The organism is Streptomyces sp. NPDC001406, from assembly GCF_042895285.1.
Taxonomy (GTDB): Bacteria; Actinomycetota; Actinomycetes; order Streptomycetales; family Streptomycetaceae; genus Streptomyces.
On record NZ_JBIAWG010000001.1, the window covers coordinates 1 to 20,994 of the forward strand.

Below are 20,994 nucleotides of genomic sequence, written 5' to 3' on the forward strand. Positions count from 1 at the left end.
GGTTGATAGGCCGGATATGGAAGCCAGGTAACTGGTGGAGTTGACCGGTACTAATAGGCCGAGGGCTTGTCCTCAGTTGCTCGCGTCCACTGTGTTGGTTCTGAAACCACGAACAGCCCCGTGTTTTATGCATGGTGCGGCGTTCACAGTTTCATAGTGTTTCGGTGGTCATAGCGTGAGGGAAACGCCCGGTTACATTCCGAACCCGGAAGCTAAGCCTCACAGCGCCGATGGTACTGCAGGGGGGACCCTGTGGGAGAGTAGGACACCGCCGAACAATTCTTGGGAAAACCCCCGCACCTTCCGGTGCGGGGGTTTTCTGCATTCAGGGCCAATCATTCAGTGCCAATACCGTCCCGCCCCTCCGGCATGGGTACGGATTTTGGCGCGGGGCCAGGCGGAATCAGAGTCGGCCGGCCGCCTTCAGAGCCAGATATGCGTCAGCCAGGGCCGGAGCCAGATCATCCGGCGTTGCGTCGACGACGGTGACGCCATGACGGCGGAGCTGTTCGGCTGTGCGCTGACGCTCTGCCTGGGCCTGAGCGGCTGCCGCGGCTTCGTACACCGCATCTGCGCTTCCGCGAGCCGTCGCCATGCGGGCGATGTGCGGATCAGCCACCGATGCCAGCAGAACTGTGTGGCGCTGGGTGAGCTGTGAGAGCACCGGCAGCAGACCCTCTTCGACCGGAGCGGCGTCGAGCGTGGTGAGCAGCACGATCAAGGAGCGCCGAGGAGCTGTGCGCAGCGCCATGGCGGTGAGGCCACGTGCGTCCGTCTCGACGAGTGCCGGTTCGAGTGTTGCCATGGCGTTGACCAGGGCAGGGAGGACGTCGCCCGCAGCGCGGCCCTGGACCAGGGCGCGGACTCGGCGGTCGTATGCGAGGAGGTCCACCCGGTCCCCGGCACGGGACGCGAGTGCCGCGACGAGAAGTACCGCGTCCATGGAAGCGTCCAGGCGAGGAGCATTGCCGACGCGGCCCGCGGAGGTGCGGCCGGTGTCCAGGACCAGAAGGATGTGGCGGTCGCGTTCGGGACGCCAGGTGCGTACGGCCACTGTGGACTGGCGAGCCGTGGCTCGCCAGTCGATGGAGCGGGTGTCGTCACCGGGGACGTACTCACGGAGGCTGTCGAACTCCGTGCCCTCGCCTCGGGTCAGGACGCTGGTGCGGCCGTCCAGTTCACGCAATCGGGCGAGCTTCGAGGGAAGGTGCTTGCGGCTGGTGAACGGGGGCAGAACCCGTACCGTCCAGGGAATCTTGTGGGCACCCTGGCGGGAGAACAGCCGGAGGGGGCCGTAGGAGCGGATGGTCACGCGGTCGGCCTGGTGGTCGCCGCGGCGCGTGGGGCGCAGGCGGGTCGTCACGCGTTGGCGTTCGCCCGCCGGCACCGCCAGCTGGTGGCGGGAGGCCGCGACCTCCGTGCCCGGCTGCCAGCTGCTGGGCGGCCAGGCGTCCCTCAGCTGGGCCCGCAGAGGTCGGCGGGACTGATTGGTGACGGTGAGTGTCACGTCGGCGGTTTCGCCCAGGCGTGCGGAGGTGTCGCCGGAGCGGGTCAGCACGAGGCGTCGTACGGGCGCCGCGAGCGCGAAATCGCAGGCGCAGGCCAGGGCCAGCGGGGCGTTCACCGCGAGAATGCCCGCCCAGCTGGGTTCCCAGATGCCGACGGGGACCGAGCCGAGGGCCGCGAGGAGGGCGGCGCGTCCGGTGAGGGCCATCAGCGGGGGACCGGGACGTGGGCGAGGATCGCATTGATGACGGCGTCGGCCGTCACACCTTCCATCTCCGCCTCGGGGCGCAGCTGCACGCGGTGGCGGAGGGTGGGCAGGGCGAGAGCTTTCACATCGTCGGGGATGACATAGTCGCGGCCGGTCAGCCAGGCCCAGGCACGGGAGGTCGCGAGCAGGGCCGTGGCGCCGCGCGGTGACACACCGAGGGTGAGGGACGGCGACTCGCGGGTGGCACGGCAGATGTCCACCACGTATGCGGTGATCTCGGGGGAGACGGTGGTCTTGGCGACCGCTGCGCGGGCGGCGTCCAGGTCGGCGGGACCCGCGACCGGGCGCAACCCGGCGGCGCGCAGGTCGCGCGGGTTGAATCCCTCGGCGTGGCGGGTGAGGACGTCGATCTCGTCCTGTCGGGACGGCAGCGGGATCGTCAGTTTGAGCAGGAAGCGGTCCAGTTGGGCTTCCGGGAGGGGGTACGTGCCCTCGTACTCGACCGGGTTCTGCGTCGCGGCGACCAGGAACGGCTCGGGGAGCGGGCGAGGAGTGCCGTCGACGGTGACCTGGCGTTCCTCCATGGCTTCCAGGAGGGACGACTGGGTCTTCGGAGGCGTGCGGTTGATCTCGTCGGCGAGGAGGAGGTTGGTGAAGACCGGGCCGGGCTGGAAGGAGAACTCCGCGGTGCGCGCGTCGTAGACCAGGGAGCCCGTCACATCACTCGGCATCAGGTCCGGGGTGAACTGGACTCGTTTGGTCTCGAGTTCGAGTGTGGATGCGAGGGCCCGGACGAGCAACGTTTTGGCCACTCCAGGGACTCCTTCAAGGAGAACGTGTCCGCGGCAGAGGAGGGCGACGACGAGGCCGGTGACGGCGGGGTCCTGGCCGACCACGGCTTTGGCGATCTCGGCGCGCAGGGCTTCCAGGGAGGCACGGGCGCTGCCCGGATCCCCGGCGTACCCGGCGTTGTCAGTGGTCGGGGCCATCATGAACGGCGTACCTCTCTTTCGAGGGCGTCGAGTTGGTCGGTGAGTGCGATCAGGGCTGCGTCGTCGCCGGGCGGCGGGCCGAAGAGCAGGGAGTGCAAGGTCTGTCCGTCGCCGTGGAGATGGGCGGACAGGGCGGGGAGCAGAGCCTCGGGCGCGTGCGCCTGGGCGACAGGGACGCCGACGAGCGGGGCCAGGCGGGTGCGGGTGGCCGAGCGCAGGGCGGCGGAGGCGCGGTCGCGGGCGTTGGCCTTGCGGTAGAGGCGGGCGCGGCCTTCGACGGCTTCGGAGGCACGGATCGCGACGGGGAGTCTTTCGGGCACGAGCGGGCCGAGTCGGCGTGCCCGCCAGAGGGCGGCCAGGGCGGCGGCGAAGAAGAGCTGCAGCGTGCCCCAGAGCCAGCCGGAGGGCAGCAGGTCGAAGAAGCCCTTCTGGTCGCCCGTGTCGGTGGCCGAGGTGTCGGAGAGCGAGGGGAGGTACCAGACCAGATGGGGGCGGGAGCCGAGGAGTTGGAGCGCGAGCGAGGCGTTGCCCTGCTCGTCGAGGCGGTCGTTGTAGAGGATGTCGGGTGCGCCGAGGACGACGGTGTCGCCGTCTCCGGACGCGGCGGGGATGCGCAGCAGAGTGGCCAGACGCTCGCTGGGGTAGCACGAGTCGGCGTCGAGGTGGACGGTCGTGTAGCGGATGCCGCCCGTGTCGGCGGATCCCGCCCGCTGGGCGGCGGGCAGGGTGCAGTCGGGGGAGAGGGTCGTGTCGAGGCTGGTGGCGGGGTCGGCGGTGACGCCGGGGGCGAGCCGTTCGACGGACCAACTGCCGGCGGCGACGAGGACGGTGCGCCCTCCGGAACGGGCCGTCGTGGAGTGCAGTTGGGTCTGTTGACGATGCGTCAGCAGGTCGGGAACGGCGACCAGGAGAGTGGTGTCCGGGCCGACCGCGGCGCGGGCCTCGTCCAGGGCGCCGACCACGCGTGTGGTCACGCCGCGTTCGGCGAGGAGTTCGGCGACGGCGCGGCTGCCATAGGGATCGACGGAGCGCGGATCGAGGGCGCCGTGCCGGACGTCGGAGCGGACGACGGCGATCGCGACGGCACCGATCAGCAGCAGCACGAGGGCGAGTACGACGCCTCGGGCGCGGGTCCACACCTGGCGGGCGGTGGGCGAGGCCGAGGTGGACGGGAGCGTGGTGGCCCCGGTGGTCATTCGGCGGCCCCCTGGCGGGTGTTGTGGGCCGTGCTGTTGGTGCTGCTCACGAGGACCGGCTTGGTCCTTTCCAGGTCACAGTCGAGTTCGGCGATGCGGTGGTACGACTGCTCGCTCGCCCTGCGTCCGCCGTATGTCACGTCATCGAACTCCCGGGCAGCGGCCCGCAACCGGTCGGCGCGGGAGGGCAGGGTGCGGCCGGCTTCCGCTGCCGCCTCGTCGGCCGTGCGGCCGGGGCGGACGTCGAGCAGGGCGCGCTCTTCGAGGGCGCGGACGATGGCCCGCATCCGTTCCTGGACGGCCTGGTTCCAGTGGCCCTGGGCGGCGTGTGCCTCGGCGGCCGCGCGGTGTTCGGTGGCGCTGCGGGGGCGGTCGTCGAACAGGGCGGGGACGGAGCCGGGTTGGCGGCGCGGCGTGCCCAGGCGCCACCACAGTGCGGCCAGGACCGCGACGACGGCCAGGACCACGACGAAGAGGCCGACCCCGCCTCCGGGTGTCGCCGCCGATGCGGCGCTGAGCAGCCGGCCGAGCCAGTTCCAGAACGCGTCCAGGGCTCGCTGGAACAGGCCGGGGTCGTTCTCGTGGTACATCCGCTTGGCCAGCTCGCGCCGTGCAGCCTCGCGCGCCGGATCGCGAGGGATGGTCACCGGTGGCTCGTCGCCCGAGCGTGCCAGTGCGAGCACGGCTGTGTCGCCGGCGTGCAGCAGGCTCCGCACGGCCGATGCGGCGGCGCGTGGCAGGACCGGCGCCGTTGTGAGAACTCCCCCCGCGAGACTCACCGCCGCATCAGCTCCCCGGTGTGGTGCCGGGGGTGCCGCCGTAGCCCTGGACACCGGCGGCGCGGGCCAGTTCGAGGTCGAGGGCCTCGCGGCGGATGCGCTGGTCGATGTAGAGGAGCACGGTCACGCCGGCCGTGATCGGGAACGTGATCATGGAGCCGATCACCGAGCCGATCCCGCTGACGACGAGGAACGTCCAGCCCAGATGGCCGCTGTTGCCGTTGAGGAGGTTGGAGACTCCCTCACCGCTGAGCGCGGCCGCGAGCGCGGCGAACGGGATGACGATGATCGAGGCGACGATGTTCGCGATGATTCCGGCGAGCAGCTGGATGCCGAAGACCCGCCACCAGGAGCCGCGGACCAGCTTCGCGGAGCGGCTCATCGACTTCACGATGCCCTGCTTCTCCAGCATCAGAGCGGGCGAGGCGAGAGAGAAGCGGATCATGAGCCAGAGGGCGACGACGGCGGCGCCGAGGATGCCGAGGGCGGCGAGGGCCGCACCGGCGCCTCCTCCACCGGCCACCGCCACGAGGAAGCCGGGCAGCGCGCCGCAGAACACCACACCGACGGCGATGAGCAGCAGCAGGAAGATCAGGCCGAACAGTCTGGGGATCTGCGGGCGGGCATCGCGCCAGGCCTCACCGGTGGTCACCGACTTGCCGAGGACGGCGCGGCTGGTGACGGTCGTGAGCAGGGCGGTCGCGATGATCGTGCCGATCATGGAGATCAGGATCACGACGCCCGAGCTGAGCGTGACCTCGCCCAGGGCGCGGGTGACGTCGCGCAGGGGGGCGTTCGGGTCGTTGAGGACATCGGTGCTCGCGCTGTCGTTCAGGACGAAGCGCTGCAGCAGGATGACAAGGGTCTCCGTGACGACGGCGACGGTCAGCGAAATGCCGAGGACCGTCCGCCAGTACGTGCGCATGGTGGAGACGGCGCCGTCGAGGATCTCGCCCACACCGAGCGGGCGCAGCGGGATCACACCGGGCTTGGCCGCGGGCGGCGGTCCGCCCCAGCCACCACCCCAGGCAGCGTATCCGCCGGGGCCGCCGTATCCGCCCGGACCTCCGTAGCCACCGGGGGTGCCGTATCCGCCGGGGCCTCCGTACCCACCCTGGCCGCCGCCGGGGTGCCCGCCGCCCCAGCCCGGCCCGGGCGGTGGTGGCGGAGGTGCCTGGCCCGGGGCCGGGGCGCCGGTGGGCGCGGACCACTGGCCGGGTGGCGGCTGCTCCTTGGACCACTTCGAGCCGGCGTCCTCCGGGCCCGCGCCAGATTGTTCGGCGGGCTGTGCGGGGCCGGGGCGGTCGGCGGGTTCGGCAGGGCCGGTCGCGCCGGGTTCCTGCCCGTCGGACGCGGCGGATCCGGGCGAGGCCCAGCCCGGAGTGTCTTTCATCAAAGCTCCTTCACGGTGCTCGTCCGCAGTCGCGGCGGCAGGTTGGCAGCCATCGTGCCATGGGGTGGTCTCCGGGGGACCGGCCGCGGTATGGGCTGCACACCTTCAATTGTCCGCCGGGGACGGGGCAGACTGACCGCATGGCTGATCAGTACGCGCAAACCGGCGAGGACAAGAGGCCGACGGGGATACCGACGATCCGATGGGAGGAACCGCCCGAAGGGCCTGTACTGGTCCTTCTCGACCAGACGAGGCTGCCGGCCGAGGAGGTCGAGCTGGTGTGCACGGACGCGCCGGCGCTGGTCGAGGCGATCCGTTCGCTCGCCGTGCGCGGGGCGCCGGTGCTGGGTATCGCCGGGGCGTACGGTGTCGCGCTCGCCGCCGCGCGGGGTTTCGACGTGGAGGAGGCCGCGAGGGCGCTCGAGGCTGCCCGGCCCACCGCGGTGAACCTCTCCGTCGGCGTGCGCCGGGCCCGCACCGCCCACCAGGCCGCGCTCGCCAAGGGCGGGGACGCTCGGCAGGCGGCCGCGGCGGCGCTGGCGGCGGCGCGGGTGCTGCACCGGGAGGACGCCGAGGCGAGCGCGCGGATGGCCGGGCACGGGCTGGCTCTGCTCGACGAGCTGCTCCCCGGTGGCGGGCACCGGATCCTCACCCACTGCAACTCCGGATCGCTGGTGTCGGGCGGGGAAGGCACGGCGTTCGCGGTGGCGCTCGCCGCGCACCGGGCAGGGCAGCTGCGGCGCCTGTGGGTGGACGAGACACGCCCGCTGCTGCAGGGCGCTCGGCTGACGGCGTACGAAGCGGCCCGCAGCGGCATGGCCTACACCCTGCTCACCGACAACGCGGCAGGTTCGCTGTTCGCGGCGGGGGAGGTGGACGCGGTGCTCATCGGGGCGGACCGCATCGCGGCCGACGGTTCGGTGGCGAACAAGGTGGGGAGCTATCCGCTCGCGGTCCTGGCGCGGTACCACCATGTGCCGTTCATCGTGGTGGCGCCCGTGACGACGGTGGATCCGGACACGGCGGACGGTGCGTCGATCGAGGTCGAGCAGCGCCCCGGGTATGAGGTGACCGAGGTCACAGCACCCCAGGTGCCGGTGACGGGAGCGGGGGGCGGGATTCCGGTGGCACCGCTGGGGACCCAGGCGTACAACCCGGCGTTCGATGTGACGCCGCCCGAGCTGGTGACGGCGATCGTCACCGAGGAGGGCGCCGTTTCGCCCGTGACGGCCGCGGCTCTCGCCGAGCTGTGCGCAAGGTCCCGCGGGGCGACACTCGACTGAGGGCAGGAGCCCCGAGAGCGAGGCGGCGCCGTGGCGGGCTGCCCTCTGGTCCTGCCCGTCTGGCCCCGTGGGCAGACAGTGACGGTCGCGTACGACTATCGTCACGGGCCAGTGACCCTCCTCACCAGCACGCCTGTCACTGTTACGAGAATGGGATGATGTCGTTTATGAAGGGACGAGTCCTTGTCGTCGACGACGACACCGCACTGGCCGAGATGCTCGGCATCGTGCTGCGTGGTGAAGGTTTTGAGCCGTCTTTCGTAGCCGACGGCGACAAGGCGCTGGCCGCATTCCGCGAGACCAAGCCCGATCTGGTGCTGCTCGACCTGATGCTGCCCGGCCGGGACGGCATCGAGGTGTGCCGCCTCATCCGCGCGGAGTCGGGCGTGCCGATCGTGATGCTCACGGCGAAGAGTGACACCGTGGACGTCGTCGTGGGCCTGGAGTCGGGCGCGGACGACTACATCGTGAAGCCCTTCAAGCCGAAGGAGCTGGTGGCCCGGATCCGGGCGCGGCTGCGGAGGTCGGAAGAGCCCGCGCCGGAGCAGCTCGCCATAGGTGACCTGGTCATCGACGTGGCCGGTCACTCCGTCAAGCGGGACGGTCAGTCGATCGCTCTGACGCCGCTGGAGTTCGACCTGCTGGTCGCGCTGGCCCGCAAGCCGTGGCAGGTGTTCACGCGCGAGGTGCTCCTGGAGCAGGTGTGGGGCTACCGCCACGCGGCCGACACCCGTCTCGTGAACGTGCATGTACAGCGGCTGCGCTCCAAGGTCGAGAAGGACCCGGAGCGGCCGGAGATCGTGGTGACCGTCCGTGGCGTCGGTTACAAGGCCGGACCGAGCTGACATGTCCGGGGACAGTGCCCCTTCGGCCCCCGGCCGGTCCGGGGCCAGGCCGGAGCGGCCTGTCGGCCGGAAGACGACGGGTTCGCGCCGGCGACGCCTCTTCGAGGGCGGGCTGCTGCAGGGCGGGGTCCAGGGCAGCCCGGTCCTTCGCCTGTTCATGCGCTGGGTGCGCCGACCGCTGCTGCCGGTCATGCGGCTGTGGCGGCGCAACATCCAGCTCAAGGTCGTCGCCACGACGCTGCTGATGTCGCTGGGCGTCGTCCTGCTGCTGGGCTTCGTCGTGATCGGCCAGGTGCGCAACGGTCTGCTGGACGCCAAAGTGAAGGCCTCGCAGAGCCAGGCCACCGGCGGGTTCGCGGTGGCCAAGCAGAAGGCCGACGAGGCGGCGGCCGGGACCGCGGACGACGGCACCGGTGTGGACGGCCGTCAGTCCCAGAACGTCATCTCCTGGATGAGCGAGCTCGTCTCGTCGCTCTCCAGCGGTGGCCAGGGCGCCTTCGACGTGGTGACGCTGCCCGCGGGCGACGACAGCGGCGGTGGGCGCGGTCAACGTGCCTCCGGCCAGGTCGACCCGGCGTCGAGCATTCCCGAGGATCTGCGGGCGCGGATCAACAGCGGCATGGTGGCCTCCCAGAGCTACACCCGCATCATCTACAAGGACAGCGACAAGGAGTCGCAGCCCGCCCTGGTCATCGGCAAGAAGCTCAACGACCCCAACAGTGACCCGTACGAGCTGTACTACCTCTTCCCGCTGACGCAGGAGGAGAAGTCCCTCAGCCTGGTCAAGGGCACGCTCGCGACCGCCGGGCTCTTCGTCGTCGTACTCCTCGGGGCCATTGCCTGGCTCGTGGTGCGGCAGGTGGTCACGCCCGTGCGGATGGCGGCCGGGATCGCGGAGCGGCTGTCGGCGGGACGTCTGCAGGAGCGGATGAAGGTCACCGGCGAGGACGACATCGCGCGCCTCGGCGAGGCCTTCAACAAGATGGCGCAGAACCTGCAGCTGAAGATCCAGCAGCTGGAGGACCTGTCGCGGATGCAGCGGCGGTTCGTGTCAGACGTGTCGCACGAGCTGCGCACCCCCTTGACGACCGTCCGGATGGCCGCAGACGTCATCCACGAGGCCCGCGAGGACTTCGACCCGGTGACCGCGCGGTCGGCGGAGCTGCTCGCCGACCAGCTGGACCGGTTCGAGTCGCTGCTCGCGGACCTGCTGGAGATCAGCCGCTTCGACGCCGGCGCGGCGGCGCTGGAGGCCGAGCCGATAGACCTCCGGGAGGTCGTACGGCGGGTCGTCAGCGGGGCCGAGCCGCTCGCGGAGCGCAAGGGCACGCAGATACGCGTCGTCGGCGACCAGCAGCCGGTCGTGGCCGAGGCGGACGCCCGCCGCCTGGAGCGGGTGCTGCGCAACCTCGTCGTCAACGCCGTGGAGCACGGCGAGGGCAGGGACGTCGTCGTCAAGCTCGCCGCCGCGGGCGGCGCGGTCGCCGTCGCGGTGCGCGACTACGGCGTCGGGCTCAAGCCCGGCGAGGCGACCCGTGTCTTCAGCCGTTTCTGGCGGGCGGACCCGGCACGCGCGCGTACCACCGGTGGTACGGGCCTGGGGCTGTCCATCGCCCTGGAGGACGCGCGGCTGCACGGCGGCTGGCTGCAGGCCTGGGGCGAACCGGGCGGCGGCTCACAGTTCCGGCTGACGCTGCCGCGCACCGCGGACGAGCCGCTGCGGGGATCGCCGATACCGCTGGAGCCGAAGGACTCACGGCGCAACCGAGGACTCGACGACGCCGGACTGCCGAGCGGCGGCGAGGGCAAGCGCGCCACGGTTCCCGTGCAGCAGGCGGGCGGCCAGGCCGCGCTGCCGCCGCGCCCACAGCTCGGCTCGCGGATGGCATCCGTGTCCCCGGCCGCCGACCCCACCGCGCTGCCCGGTAACGGCGCGCGCGTGGTGCCGCGGCCCACCGGAGGCGCACGGCGCCAGGACGACGCACCCTCCTCCGACGCGGCGCGCGAAGAGAACGGCAGCAGGCCCGGTCCGGCCACCGGCACGGAGGACTCGAACAAGCCAGGGGAGGCATTTCGTGGGCGCTGACCGCGAGGGAGGCGCCCGGCGCCGGGCGGTGCGCGCGGTGGTGTACGCCGCCTGCGGTGCCGTAGTGCTGGCGGGGTGCGCCTCCATGCCCGACAGCGGCGACCTGCGGGACGTCGAGTCCACGCCGCGCCAGGACACGCAGGTGCGTGTCTTCGCCATGCCGCCCCAGGACAACGCCGCGCCCGGGGAGATCGTGCAGGGCTTCCTGGAGGCGCTGACCAGCGACGATCCGCACTATGACACGGCGCGCAAGTATCTGACCGCCGGGGCCGCGCGGAAGTGGAGGCCCGAGCAGTCCACCACGGTGCTCGCCAACGGGCCGAGCACCGATCAGGACAACCTGCCGGGCGGCCGGGAGGACACCAACAACCTCACCTACACGCTGGCGGGGAGCAGGGTCGCCACTGTTGACGCGCAGCAGGCGTACTCGCCCGCCGCCGGTCCCTACAGCAAGAAGGTGCACCTCACCCAGGACGCCAAGACCAAGCAGTGGCGCATCGACGCGCTGCCGGAGGGCGTCGTCATGGGCAGGTCCGACTTCCAGCGGAACTACACCTCCGTCAACAAGTACTACTTCGCGTCGAACACCTCGGGCGCGACGATCGGCCAGCCGGCGGCCGTCGCCGACCCGGTCTTCGTGCGCAAGCGCGTGGACCCGATGACGCAGATGGTGCGCTCCCTGCTCGCCGGGCCCACGAGCTGGCTCGGGCCCGTGGTCAGGTCGAGTTTTCCGACGGGCACGGCGCTGAAGAAGGGCGTCAGCTCGCTGACGCCCGACGACCAGAACAAGCTGACGGTGCCGTTGAACGACAAGGCCTCCCGGGTCGGGGCGACCAAGTGCGGCGAGATGGCGACCCAGCTGCTGTTCACCCTGCAGAACCTGTCGCCCACGGTGGACTCGGTGGAACTGCAGGGCGCCGACGGCAAGAGGCTGTGCGACCTCAACGAGCGCGGCACCGACGCCGTCGCCTGGCGTGGCTCCGACAAGAGCCCCGACTACCTGTACTTCCTCGACAGCAAGCACCGGTTGGTGCGGATAGCCCGCGCCAGCACCAGCGCCGATCCGGTGCCCGGCGCGCTGGGCCTGGGTGACAGGGGACTGCGGTCGGTGGCGGTCGCGCGCGACGAGCACTCGGCGGCCGGGGTCGCTCTGGACGGCAAGTCCCTGTACGTCACGTCGCTCGCGTCGGGCGGTTCGCTGGGGGATCCCGTCGTCCGGAGCCAGGGCGCCACCGCCGACGACCGGCTCACGACGCCCAGCTGGGACGACGGAGGCGACCTGTGGGTGGCCGACCGGAACCCCGACAACCCCCGGCTGCTTCTGCTCGAGCAGGGGGCCGGCGCGCCGGTGGAGGTGCGGACCCCGGAGCTGCCCGGACGCATCAAGGACGTGCGGGTGGCCGCCGACGGGGTGCGGATAGCGCTCGTCGTGGAGAAGGACGGCAAGCAGTCCCTGCTCATCGGGAGGATCGAGCGGGACGAGAAGTCCGGGGAGAAGCCGGTGGTCTCGGTTCTCGAACTGCGCTCCGCGACACCCGCGTTGGAAGAGGTCACGGCCATGTCGTGGGCCGGGGACGGCCGGCTGGTGGTGGTCGGGCGTGAGCAGGGGGGCGTGCTGCAGCTGAGGTACGTCCAGGTCGACGGCTCCACGCCGGACGGTCTGGCGCCCTCGGCCCTGCCGGGAGTCAAGGCGATCGCCGCGTCCGAGGACGACCGGGCTCCGCTCGCGGCGTATTCGGACGACGGGATCGTACGGCTGCCGTCCGGGGGGCAGTGGCAGACGATCGTCAAGGAAGGGTCGGCGCCGGTCTACCCGGGCTGACATCTCGCGTGGAGCGGCCGTCACGGTCTGGGCTCGGCCCGTCCGTGGCGGCCGTTTCTGCCTTCGGCCGGTCGGGGCCGGTCCGTGCGATCGACCGTTCGGCTGCGCCCTGTCACCCGTACGGGTAGTGGGGTGCTACGGCCTGTTCTGAGTTGTCCACAGGGAGTTCTCCACAGGGGTGGCAGGTCGGCCCGGGTGTTGGCACAGTGATGGGCATGCGGGGGTGGTGGCAGGACCTCACGGACCTGGTGCTGCCGGCCGAGTGCGGAGGCTGTGGGATGCCTCGCACGGTGCTCTGTCAGGAGTGCCGTGCCGCCCTGAGCGGGGACGCACCGTGCCGGGTGCGACCGGTGCCCGAGCCGCCCGGGCTGCCGGCGGTGCATGCGGCGGCGCCGTACGCGGACGCCGTGCGGGCGGTGCTCCTCGCCCACAAGGAACGGGGCGCCCTGGCACTCGCAGGCCCCCTGGGCGCGGCTCTGGCGGGAGCTGTGCGAGCGGGGCTCCAGGAGGCCGGGGCGGGGGCCGGCAGGGCGCTGACGGGGCGCGCCGGGGTGCTGACAGGGCACTGCGGCATCCCTTCGGAGAGCGGCGGTGATCCGGCGGGAAAACAGGTGGAGCGCGACGGTTCGGCACAGGGTGTTCTTGCGGGGGCACGCCGAGTGCGGGTCGTGTCGTTGTGGGACGGCGGCGTACCGGTCGGGCAGGGTGACGGGCCTGTGCTGCTCGTGCCGGTGCCGTCCGCGCGATGGGCCGTGCGGGCCCGGGGGCACGATCCGGTACGGCGGATCGCGCTCGCGGCCGCCGGCGAGCTGCGACGCGGCGGGACGCCGGCCCGGGTGGCGGCGGTACTGCGGCAGCGGCGTGCAGTGGCCGACCAGTCGGGGCTCAACTCCCGGCAGCGACTGCGCAATCTCGCGGGCGCCCTGGAGGTGGCCGCGGGCGGCGCACGGCCGCTCCTCGGCGGCCGGGTCGTGCTCGTCGACGACCTGATGACGACGGGCGCCTCCCTGACAGAGGCGGCGCGAGCCGTCCGGGAGGCGGTCGACCGCAATGGCGGAACAACGGCCGTGTACGCGCGTGCAACTCGGGAAGGAAGGGAGGAACAGACGGCTGGATCAAGGGAACAGAGGACGAAGCGGAGTCACGGTGCGGTGGGAATGGCAGGCGCGAACGCCGTCGGGCAGTCGATCTGCGCGGCTGTGGTCGCAGCCCCGCCGGATTCCTTCGAAATAAACCGGAACTGACTGCGAAGTTGCATCGTTGCAGCTAGTGAGAGGGCCAATTCACCTGAATGGAGGTACGCGGCAGTAGAGGGTGACGACATCCGTCCGGGCGAGATATGTTCGGTTGTGAGGGAAAGCCGCAGGCCATCCCTCTCATATCAGAATGCCGTGCTGCGGGTTTTCCGCAATCACTCGCGGCGCTGGGGTGGAGATCTTGCCCATGGGGGAGGAGGAGGTGGAAGTCACCGAGTCCGAGGTTCCGGACTGACCGGAGCCTGGTGCAAAAGGGAGATGCTCCGCCGCTGGAGCGGAGCGATCCGGGAACGGAGTTCTGCGTGGACATCGTCGTCAAGGGCCGCAAGACCGAGGTGCCCGAGCGGTTCCGCAAGCACGTGGCCGAGAAGCTGAAGCTGGAGAAGATCCAGAAGCTCGATGGCAAGGTGATCAGCCTCGACGTGGAGGTGTCCAAGGAGCCCAACCCCCGGCAGGCCGACCGGTGCGACCGAGTGGAGATCACGCTCCGCTCCCGCGGTCCGGTGATCCGGGCGGAGGCAGCGGCCAGCGACCCGTATGCGGCACTAGACCTGGCGGCGGAAAAGCTGGACGCCCGACTGCGCAAGCAGCACGACAAGCGTTTCTCGCGGCGCGGCGCACGCCGAATCTCGGCCGCGGAGGTTCCCGACCACGTCCCGGGCGCGGCGACGCTCAACGGGAACGGCCACCCCGTCCACGAGGAAGACAGCGACGGAGTGCCCACCAAGAAGATCGGCTCGCTGGAAGTAAAGGGCGAAGGCCCCCTCATCGTCCGCGAGAAGACCCACGTCGCCTCCCCGATGACCCTCGACCAGGCCCTCTACGAGATGGAACTGGTCGGACACGACTTCTATCTGTTCGTCGACTCCGAGACGAAGGAACCGAGCGTCGTCTACCGGCGGCACGCCTACGACTACGGTGTCATCCACCTCAGCACGGACCCGATGGTCGCCCAGGCGCAACCTCCCGCGGCAGGCGGCACACTGGGCGGCTGACCCGCCCGGCCACAGGCTGAGCCGGTGCCCCTGGAGCGCGTGTGCGCCCCCAGGGGCACCGGCGTGCGACCACTTCGCGCCCCGCTCTGTCGGCGCAGTGTCGGCCGGGCATGAAATCATGGCTGCACCGGCCCAACCGGTGGGCCGTTGCCTTGGGTTGGCGATGGCACAGGACCACAGGCCACAGCCTTCAGGGGGAGGAACGATGGCGGACAGCTTCGGACCGATGCAGAACGGGGATGCCGACGACGGCGTCGTCGGCATGGGCCCGGACGCGGGCACTCCACGCAAGGAGCCGATCAGAGTCCTTGTCGTGGACGACCACGCCCTCTTCCGCCGCGGCCTGGAGATCGTGCTCGCCGCCGAGGAGGACATCCAGGTCGTCGGCGAGGCGGGCGACGGCGCCGAGGCCGTGGACAAGGCGGCCGACCTGCTGCCCGACATCGTCCTGATGGACGTACGGATGCCCAAGCGCGGCGGGATCGAGGCATGCACCTCCATCAAGGAGGTCGCCCCCAGCGCCAAGATCATCATGCTGACGATCAGCGACGAGGAGGCCGACCTCTACGACGCGATCAAGGCGGGCGCGACCGGTTATCTCCTCAAGGAGATCTCGACGGACGAGGTGGCCACCGCCATTCGCGCGGTCGCCGACGGGCAGTCGCAGATCAGCCCCTCGATGGCCTCGAAACTGCTCACCGAGTTCAAGTCGATGATCCAGCGGACGGACGAGCGCAGGCTCGTGCCCGCACCCCGGCTGACGGACCGTGAGCTGGAGGTTCTCAAGCTGGTCGCGACGGGAATGAACAACCGTGACATCGCGAAGGAGCTGTTCATCTCCGAGAACACGGTGAAGAACCACGTCCGCAACATCCTGGAGAAGCTGCAACTGCACTCCAGGATGGAGGCGGTGGTGTACGCGATGCGGGAAAAGATTCTCGAAATCCGATAGGGGCGGGCGACCGGCGCGGATCAGGCGAGGAGCCGGGCGAGTTCCTTCGTGAGGGGCTCGCGCAGTTCCGGTGCGTCCACCCGTTCCACGCGTACGTCCGTGCAGTCCACCCAGCTCGCCGCCTCGACCAGGGCCTGGGCCACGGCCGGGACCGCCTTCGCGCCGTCCAGGGTGGCCTGCCGGGCCACCAGGGTGCGGCCCTCGCGCGCCGGGTCGACACGGCCGACGAGACGGCCGCCGGACAGGACCGGCATCGCGAAGTAGCCGTACACCCGCTTCGGCTTCGGCACATAGGCCTCCAGCCGGTGGGTGAAGCCGAAGATCCGCTCCGTGCGCGCCCGTTCCCAGATCAGCGAGTCGAACGGGGACAGCAGCGTGGTGCGATGGCGGCCGCGCGGAGGGGTCTCCAGCGCCGCGGGGTCCGCCCAGGCGGGCTTGCCCCAGCCCGCCACCGTGACCGGGACCAGACCCGAGTCCGCGATCACCGCGTCGACCTGCTCCCCCTTGAGGCGGTGGTAGTCGGCGATGTCCGCGCGCGTGCCGACGCCGAGGGACTCGCCCGCCAGGCGGACCAGGCGGCGCACGCACTCGGTGTCGTCGAGCTCGTCGTGCAGCAGGGCGTCCGGGATCGCGCGCTCGGCCAGGTCGTACACCCGCTTCCAGCCGCGGCGCTCCACGCAGACCACCTCCCCGTACATCAGCGCGCGCTCGACCGCGACCTTCGTGCCGGACCAGTCCCACCACTCGCTGGTGCGTTTGGCGCCGCCCAACTCCGTGGCGGTGAGCGGGCCTTCGGCGCGGAGTTGCTTGACGACCTGGTCGTAGGCGCCGTCGGGGAGTTCATGGTTCCAGTGCGGGCGGTTGCGGTAGGCGCGGCGGCGGAACGCGAAGTGCGGCCACTCCTCGACGGGGAGTATGCACGCCGCGTGCGACCAGTACTCGAAGGCGTGCGGCCGGGCCGGAGGCGTGCCCGTGGACGCGGGCGTCCAGTAGGCGGCCTCCACGGTCCTGCGGCCCACGGCGCCCAGGCGGGCGTACGGAATGAGCTCGTGGGAGCGGGCGAGGACCGAGATGGTGTCGAGCTGGACCGCGCCGAGATGACGCAGGACGCCCCGGACGCCGGCCCGGCGGTCGGGCGTGCCGAGGAAACCCTGGGCCCGCAGGGCGATGCGGCGGGCGTCGTCCGCGGAGAGTTCGGTGGTGGGGCGCGGGAGGGTCGTCATGGGTCGGCACGATAGACGGCGGGACTGACAGCGCGGGCTGAGCTGCGGGTTCCCGGGCCCGTGCTACGACAGGTGCGCCGGCGCGGGCAGATACGGGGCCGTCGACGGCAGGCCCAGGTCCGACGGGAGCAGCGAGCCCACCCAGCAGTCCCGGCGCACCCCCTTGTTGTTGGTCGCGGAGCGCAGGATGCCCTCGACGATGAAGCCGGCGCGTTCCGCCACCGCGCGGGACGCTCGGTTGCCGACCTCCGCGCGCCACTCCACGCGGTCGATGCACAGCTGGGTGAAGGCCCAGCGGGAGGCGGCGAGGGTGGCCTCGGTCACATAACCGTTGCCGCGGTGCTCCTTGGCCGCCCAGTAGCCGATCTCGCCGACCCCCAGGGCGCGCATGGTGAGGGCGAGCATGCCGGCGAGCTCCCCTTCGGGGAGGAAGAGGCCGAAGGTGAACATCGCGTTGTCCGCCCAGCCGCCGGGCACCACCTGCTCGGTGAAGCCGCGCGCGTGCTCCCGGAGGTAGGGCGAGGGGAACTGGGAGATCCACCGCTGGACGTCGGGGTCCTGGGCGGCGGCGTACACCGCCTCGGCGTCCTGCGGGCCGGGGGCGCGCAGCAGAAGACGGCTGGTGGCGAGCGTGACGGGGTCCATCGGCCGATTCTGCTCGGGCATCCGGAACGGCGCCAATCCCCGGGTCGCCGACACGCCTTTGTGCCGTGTGTGAACGCGCGATCACATTTCGCGCAATTCCCCGGAGCGATGCGGCACTATCCGCGCATCCCGCCCGTTGTCCCCTGTGAAAGCCAGCGGCGGAACAACCGTGGACGGCCGTCGGACCGCCAGGCCTCCCGGCGTGCCCGGGTCCTCGCATACGATGGCCGTTGCTCAGTACGTGAAATGGAAACCGACCGTCCCAGGCCCGACCGGCAAGGAGACCAGCCCCCGTGTCCGTCCTCTCGAAGATCATGCGTGCAGGCGAAGGCAAGATCCTGCGCAAGCTGCACCGCATCGCGGACCAGGTCAACTCCATCGAAGAGGACTTCGTCGACCTCTCCGACGCCGAGCTGCGGGCCCTCACCGATGAGTACAAGCAGCGGTACGCAGACGGTGAGAGCCTGGACGACCTGCTCCCCGAGGCGTTCGCCACCGTCCGCGAGGCCGCCAAGCGCGTCCTCGGCCAGCGGCACTACGACGTGCAGATGATGGGTGGCGCCGCCCTCCACCTCGGCTATGTCGCCGAGATGAAGACCGGTGAGGGCAAGACCCTCGTCGGCACCCTCCCCGCTTATCTGAACGCCCTCTCCGGAGACGGCGTCCACCTCATCACGGTCAACGACTACCTGGCCGAGCGCGACTCCGAGATGATGGGCCGCGTCCACAAGTTCCTGGGCCTGACCGTCGGCTGCATCCTGGCCAACATGACGCCGGCCCAGCGCCGCGAGCAGTACGAGTGCGACATCACGTACGGCACGAACAACGAGTTCGGCTTCGACTACCTCCGCGACAACATGGCGTGGTCCAAGGACGAGCTCGTCCAGCGCGGCCACAACTTCGCCATCGTCGACGAGGTCGACTCCATCCTGGTCGACGAGGCCCGTACGCCGCTGATCATCTCCGGCCCGGCCGACCAGGCCACCAAGTGGTACGGCGACTTCGCCAAGCTGGTCACGCGCCTGAAGAAGGGCGAGGCGGGCAACCCGCTCAAGGGCATCGAGGAGACCGGCGACTACGACGTCGACGAGAAGAAGCGCACCGTCGCCATCCACGAGAACGGTGTCTCCAAGGTCGAGGACTGGCTGGGCATCGACAACCTCTACGAGTCGGTGAACACCCCGCTGGTGGGCTACCTGAACAACGCCATCAAGGCCAAGGAGCTCTTCAAGAAGGACAAGGACTACGTCGTCATCGACGGCGAGGTCATGATCGTCGACGAGCACACCGGCCGTATCCTCGCCGGCCGCCGCTACAACGAGGGCATGCACCAGGCGATCGAGGCGAAGGAAGGGGTGGACATCAAGGACGAGAACCAGACGCTCGCCACGATCACCCTGCAGAACTTCTTCCGCCTCTACAAGAAGCTCTCCGGCATGACCGGTACGGCGATGACCGAGGCCGCCGAGTTCCACCAGATCTACAAGCTCGGCGTGGTCCCGATCCCGACGAACAAGCCGATGATCCGCAAGGACCAGTCGGACCTGATCTACCGCACCGAGGTCGCCAAGTTCGAGGCCGTCGTCGACGACATCGCCGAGAAGCACGAGAAGGGCCAGCCGATCCTGGTCGGCACCACCTCGGTCGAGAAGTCCGAGTACCTCTCGCAGCAGCTCAGCAAGCGCGGCATCCAGCACGAGGTGCTCAACGCCAAGCACCACGAGCGCGAGGCGCAGATCGTCGCCCAGGCCGGCCGCAAGGGCGCCGTGACGGTCGCCACGAACATGGCCGGCCGTGGTACGGACATCAAGCTCGGCGGCAACCCCGAGGACCTTGCCGAGGCGGAGCTGCGCCAGCGCGGCCTCGACCCCGAGGAGCACATCGAGGAGTGGGCCCACGCCCTGCCCGCCGCCCTGGAGCGTGCGGAGCTGGCGGTCAAGGCCGAGAAGGACGAGGTCGAGGAGAGCGGCGGCCTCTATGTGCTGGGCACCGAGCGGCACGAGTCGCGCCGTATCGACAACCAGCTGCGCGGTCGTTCCGGCCGTCAGGGCGACCCGGGCGAGTCCCGCTTCTACCTCTCCCTCGGCGACGACCTGATGCGGTTGTTCAAGGCCCAGATGGTCGAGCGTGTGATGTCCATGGCGAACGTGCCGGACGACGTGCCGATCGAGAACAAGATGGTCACCCGCGCGATCGCCTCCGCCCAGTCGCAGGTCGAGCAGCAGAACTTCGAGACCCGTAAGAACGTCCTGAAGTACGACGAGGTCCTCAACCGCCAGCGCGAGGTCATCTACGGCGAGCGCCGCCGCGTCCTGGAGGGTGAGGACCTGCAGGAGCAGGTGCACCACTTCATGGACGACACGATCGACGCCTACATCGGCGCCGAGACCGCCGAGGGCTTCCCGGAGGACTGGGACCTCGACCGGCTGTGGGGCGCGTTCAAGCAGCTCTACCCGGTGAAGGTCACCATCGACGAGCTGGAGGACGCGGCCGGTGACCGTGCCGGTCTGACCGCGGAGTTCATCTCCGAGTCGATCAAGGACGACATCCACGAGCAGTACGAGGCGCGCGAGTCGCAGCTCGGCTCCGAGATCATGCGTGAGCTGGAGCGCCGGGTCGTGCTGTCCGTCCTGGACCGCAAGTGGCGCGAGCACCTCTACGAGATGGACTACCTCCAGGAGGGCATCGGCCTGCGCGCGATGGCCCAGAAGGACCCGCTGGTCGAGTACCAGCGCGAGGGCTTCGACATGTTCGGCGCGATGATGGACGGCATCAAGGAGGAGTCCGTCGGCTACCTGTTCAACCTGGAGGTCCAGGTCGAGCAGCAGGTCGAGGAGGTCCCGGTCGAGGACGCCCAGCCGGTGGCCGAGGGCGTCCAGGACGCGGTGCCGGCCCAGGCGGGCTCCCGCCCGGAGATCCGCGCCAAGGGCCTGGACGCGCCGCAGCGGCGCGGCCTGCACTTCTCCGCCGCGACCGTGGACGGTGAGGGCGGCCTCGTCGAGGGCGACTTCACCTATGACGACGACGAGCCGGTGCGCTCCGAGGCGGACGGCCTCACGCGCGCGGAGCGCCGTAAGCAGGCCAAGGGCGGCCGTCGCCGCAAGAAGTGACGTTGCACGCGGCCGTCATGGCCGTGGCGTCCTGAAAGGGCCGGGTCACCCGTCGGGTGCCCGGCCCTTCGCCGTTCGCGCCGGCTGCGCCTAGTCGTCGTCCGTCCGTGGGGTGCGCGGGCCGCCCAGTTCCACCGCGGTGCAGCGCCAGCGAAGGTCGGGGCCCTGTTCCAGGCGGAAGGCCATGGCTCGGAGCCGGTCGCCGGCGCCGATGCGGGCGAAGGCCTCGATGGCGCCGGTCCGCGGGACGTAGTACCCGATGTCGCGGACGACGGGGCGGGCCCCGCGGGTGCGCAGGGGGCCGCGTTCGGCGAGGCGGGCGAGTTCGTCGTAGGCGCGGCCGGCGGTGTGCCGGAGCATCCAGTGGACGGGGCGCTGGCCGCTCAGGACGGCGAGCAGGCGGTCGGCGAAGAGATCGGTGGGCCGGGGAGCCCTGACGGGCCCGGGCGCCGTGCCTGGCGTCGTACGGCCCGTCCCGGTGGCCGGGGCCGTATCGGTCGTCCCCGGAGTCCGGGGACCGCGTGCCGCCCCGCTGACCGGTGTCCTGGGGGCCGCACCGCCGGGGCGGCGGGGGTCGCGGCGGCTCGGTGGGCGGGTGCCCGGGCGGGGCTTGGCTGTCCTGGTCATGACCTTGTTCATGGAGGTCCCCGTTCGGCGGGCCCGGCGGATACCGGGCGGTAACTTGCTGGTGGGGATCTTGTAC

Annotated in this window: 16 protein-coding genes and 1 rRNA gene; 9 read left to right on the top strand and 8 right to left on the bottom strand. The window is 70.8% G+C overall.

Going from position 1 to position 20,994, the window contains the following annotated elements; translation table 11 throughout:
* The first annotated feature begins 160 nt into the window (after window positions 1-160).
* Window positions 161-277, top strand: a 5S ribosomal RNA gene (rrf, locus tag ACFY1J_RS00005).
* Window positions 278-403: 126 nt separating this feature from the next.
* On the opposite strand, the gene ACFY1J_RS00010 is transcribed toward rrf, so the two are convergent.
* From ACFY1J_RS00010 to ACFY1J_RS00030, 5 genes are read right to left on the bottom strand one after another with little or no spacing between them, the layout of a single operon-like run.
* Window positions 404-1,714: a DUF58 domain-containing protein gene (locus ACFY1J_RS00010; RefSeq protein ID WP_390730288.1), complete on the bottom strand. Its 1,311-nt coding sequence runs from the start codon at window positions 1,712-1,714 to the stop codon at window positions 404-406.
* Window positions 1,714-2,703, bottom strand: coding sequence for an AAA family ATPase (locus tag ACFY1J_RS00015; RefSeq protein ID WP_390730289.1), 990 nt, complete (start codon window positions 2,701-2,703; stop codon window positions 1,714-1,716). Before ACFY1J_RS00015 ends, ACFY1J_RS00010 begins: the two co-directional genes overlap by 1 nt.
* Entirely contained in the window at window positions 2,703-3,902 is a 1,200-nt protein-coding gene (locus ACFY1J_RS00020) for a DUF4350 domain-containing protein (RefSeq protein ID WP_390730290.1), read from the bottom strand. Before ACFY1J_RS00020 ends, ACFY1J_RS00015 begins: the two co-directional genes overlap by 1 nt.
* Window positions 3,899-4,681, bottom strand: a complete 783-nt coding sequence (locus tag ACFY1J_RS00025; RefSeq protein WP_390730291.1) for a DUF4129 domain-containing protein — start codon at window positions 4,679-4,681, stop codon at window positions 3,899-3,901. The genes ACFY1J_RS00020 and ACFY1J_RS00025 overlap by 4 nt, the downstream gene beginning before the upstream one ends.
* A 7-nt stretch (window positions 4,682-4,688) precedes the next feature.
* Complete coding sequence (locus tag ACFY1J_RS00030) at window positions 4,689-6,074, bottom strand: glycerophosphoryl diester phosphodiesterase membrane domain-containing protein (RefSeq protein WP_390730292.1); 1,386 nt, start codon at window positions 6,072-6,074, stop codon at window positions 4,689-4,691.
* Window positions 6,075-6,214: 140 nt separating this feature from the next.
* Between ACFY1J_RS00030 and mtnA the strand changes: the two genes are divergently transcribed.
* From mtnA to ACFY1J_RS00065, 7 genes are all read left to right on the top strand, one after another.
* Complete coding sequence (gene mtnA / locus ACFY1J_RS00035; RefSeq protein ID WP_390730293.1) at window positions 6,215-7,357, top strand: S-methyl-5-thioribose-1-phosphate isomerase; 1,143 nt, start codon at window positions 6,215-6,217, stop codon at window positions 7,355-7,357.
* A gap of 155 nt (window positions 7,358-7,512) precedes the next feature.
* Window positions 7,513-8,202, top strand: a complete 690-nt coding sequence (gene mtrA, locus ACFY1J_RS00040; RefSeq protein WP_015659998.1) for a two-component system response regulator MtrA — start codon at window positions 7,513-7,515, stop codon at window positions 8,200-8,202.
* A 1-nt stretch (window position 8,203) separates the two neighbouring features.
* A complete protein-coding gene (mtrB, locus tag ACFY1J_RS00045; RefSeq protein ID WP_390730294.1) occupies window positions 8,204-10,288 on the top strand; it encodes an MtrAB system histidine kinase MtrB in 2,085 nt (694 codons plus the stop codon).
* A complete protein-coding gene (locus tag ACFY1J_RS00050) occupies window positions 10,278-12,110 on the top strand; it encodes an LpqB family beta-propeller domain-containing protein (protein WP_390706938.1) in 1,833 nt (610 codons plus the stop codon). The genes mtrB and ACFY1J_RS00050 overlap by 11 nt, the downstream gene beginning before the upstream one ends.
* A gap of 215 nt (window positions 12,111-12,325) precedes the next feature.
* The gene (locus ACFY1J_RS00055; protein WP_390706937.1) at window positions 12,326-13,354 is read left to right on the top strand and encodes a ComF family protein; all 1,029 of its coding nucleotides are present in this window, start codon (window positions 12,326-12,328) and stop codon (window positions 13,352-13,354) included.
* A gap of 314 nt (window positions 13,355-13,668) precedes the next feature.
* Window positions 13,669-14,361 carry a ribosome hibernation-promoting factor, HPF/YfiA family gene (hpf, locus tag ACFY1J_RS00060; RefSeq protein ID WP_390706936.1) on the top strand — a complete coding sequence of 231 codons (693 nt, stop codon included), beginning with the start codon at window positions 13,669-13,671 and terminating at the stop codon, window positions 14,359-14,361.
* Window positions 14,362-14,566: 205 nt separating this feature from the next.
* Window positions 14,567-15,313, top strand: a complete 747-nt coding sequence (locus tag ACFY1J_RS00065) for a response regulator transcription factor (protein ID WP_316753958.1) — start codon at window positions 14,567-14,569, stop codon at window positions 15,311-15,313.
* Between the two features lie 20 nt (window positions 15,314-15,333).
* Here ACFY1J_RS00065 and ACFY1J_RS00070 read toward each other — a convergent pair whose 3' ends face one another.
* Complete coding sequence (locus ACFY1J_RS00070; RefSeq protein ID WP_390706935.1) at window positions 15,334-16,536, bottom strand: winged helix-turn-helix domain-containing protein; 1,203 nt, start codon at window positions 16,534-16,536, stop codon at window positions 15,334-15,336.
* A gap of 63 nt (window positions 16,537-16,599) precedes the next feature.
* Window positions 16,600-17,181, bottom strand: coding sequence for a GNAT family N-acetyltransferase (locus tag ACFY1J_RS00075; RefSeq protein ID WP_390706934.1), 582 nt, complete (start codon window positions 17,179-17,181; stop codon window positions 16,600-16,602).
* Window positions 17,182-17,474: 293 nt separating this feature from the next.
* Between ACFY1J_RS00075 and secA the strand changes: the two genes are divergently transcribed.
* Window positions 17,475-20,291 (top strand): preprotein translocase subunit SecA, encoded by a 2,817-nt coding sequence (secA, locus tag ACFY1J_RS00080; RefSeq protein ID WP_363302144.1) that lies wholly within the window; start codon window positions 17,475-17,477, stop codon window positions 20,289-20,291.
* A gap of 90 nt (window positions 20,292-20,381) precedes the next feature.
* On the opposite strand, the gene ACFY1J_RS00085 is transcribed toward secA, so the two are convergent.
* On the bottom strand, window positions 20,382-20,930 hold the full coding sequence (locus tag ACFY1J_RS00085) for an Rv3235 family protein (RefSeq protein WP_390706932.1): 549 nt from the start codon (window positions 20,928-20,930) through the stop codon (window positions 20,382-20,384).
* Window positions 20,931-20,994: the final 64 nt, after the last annotated feature.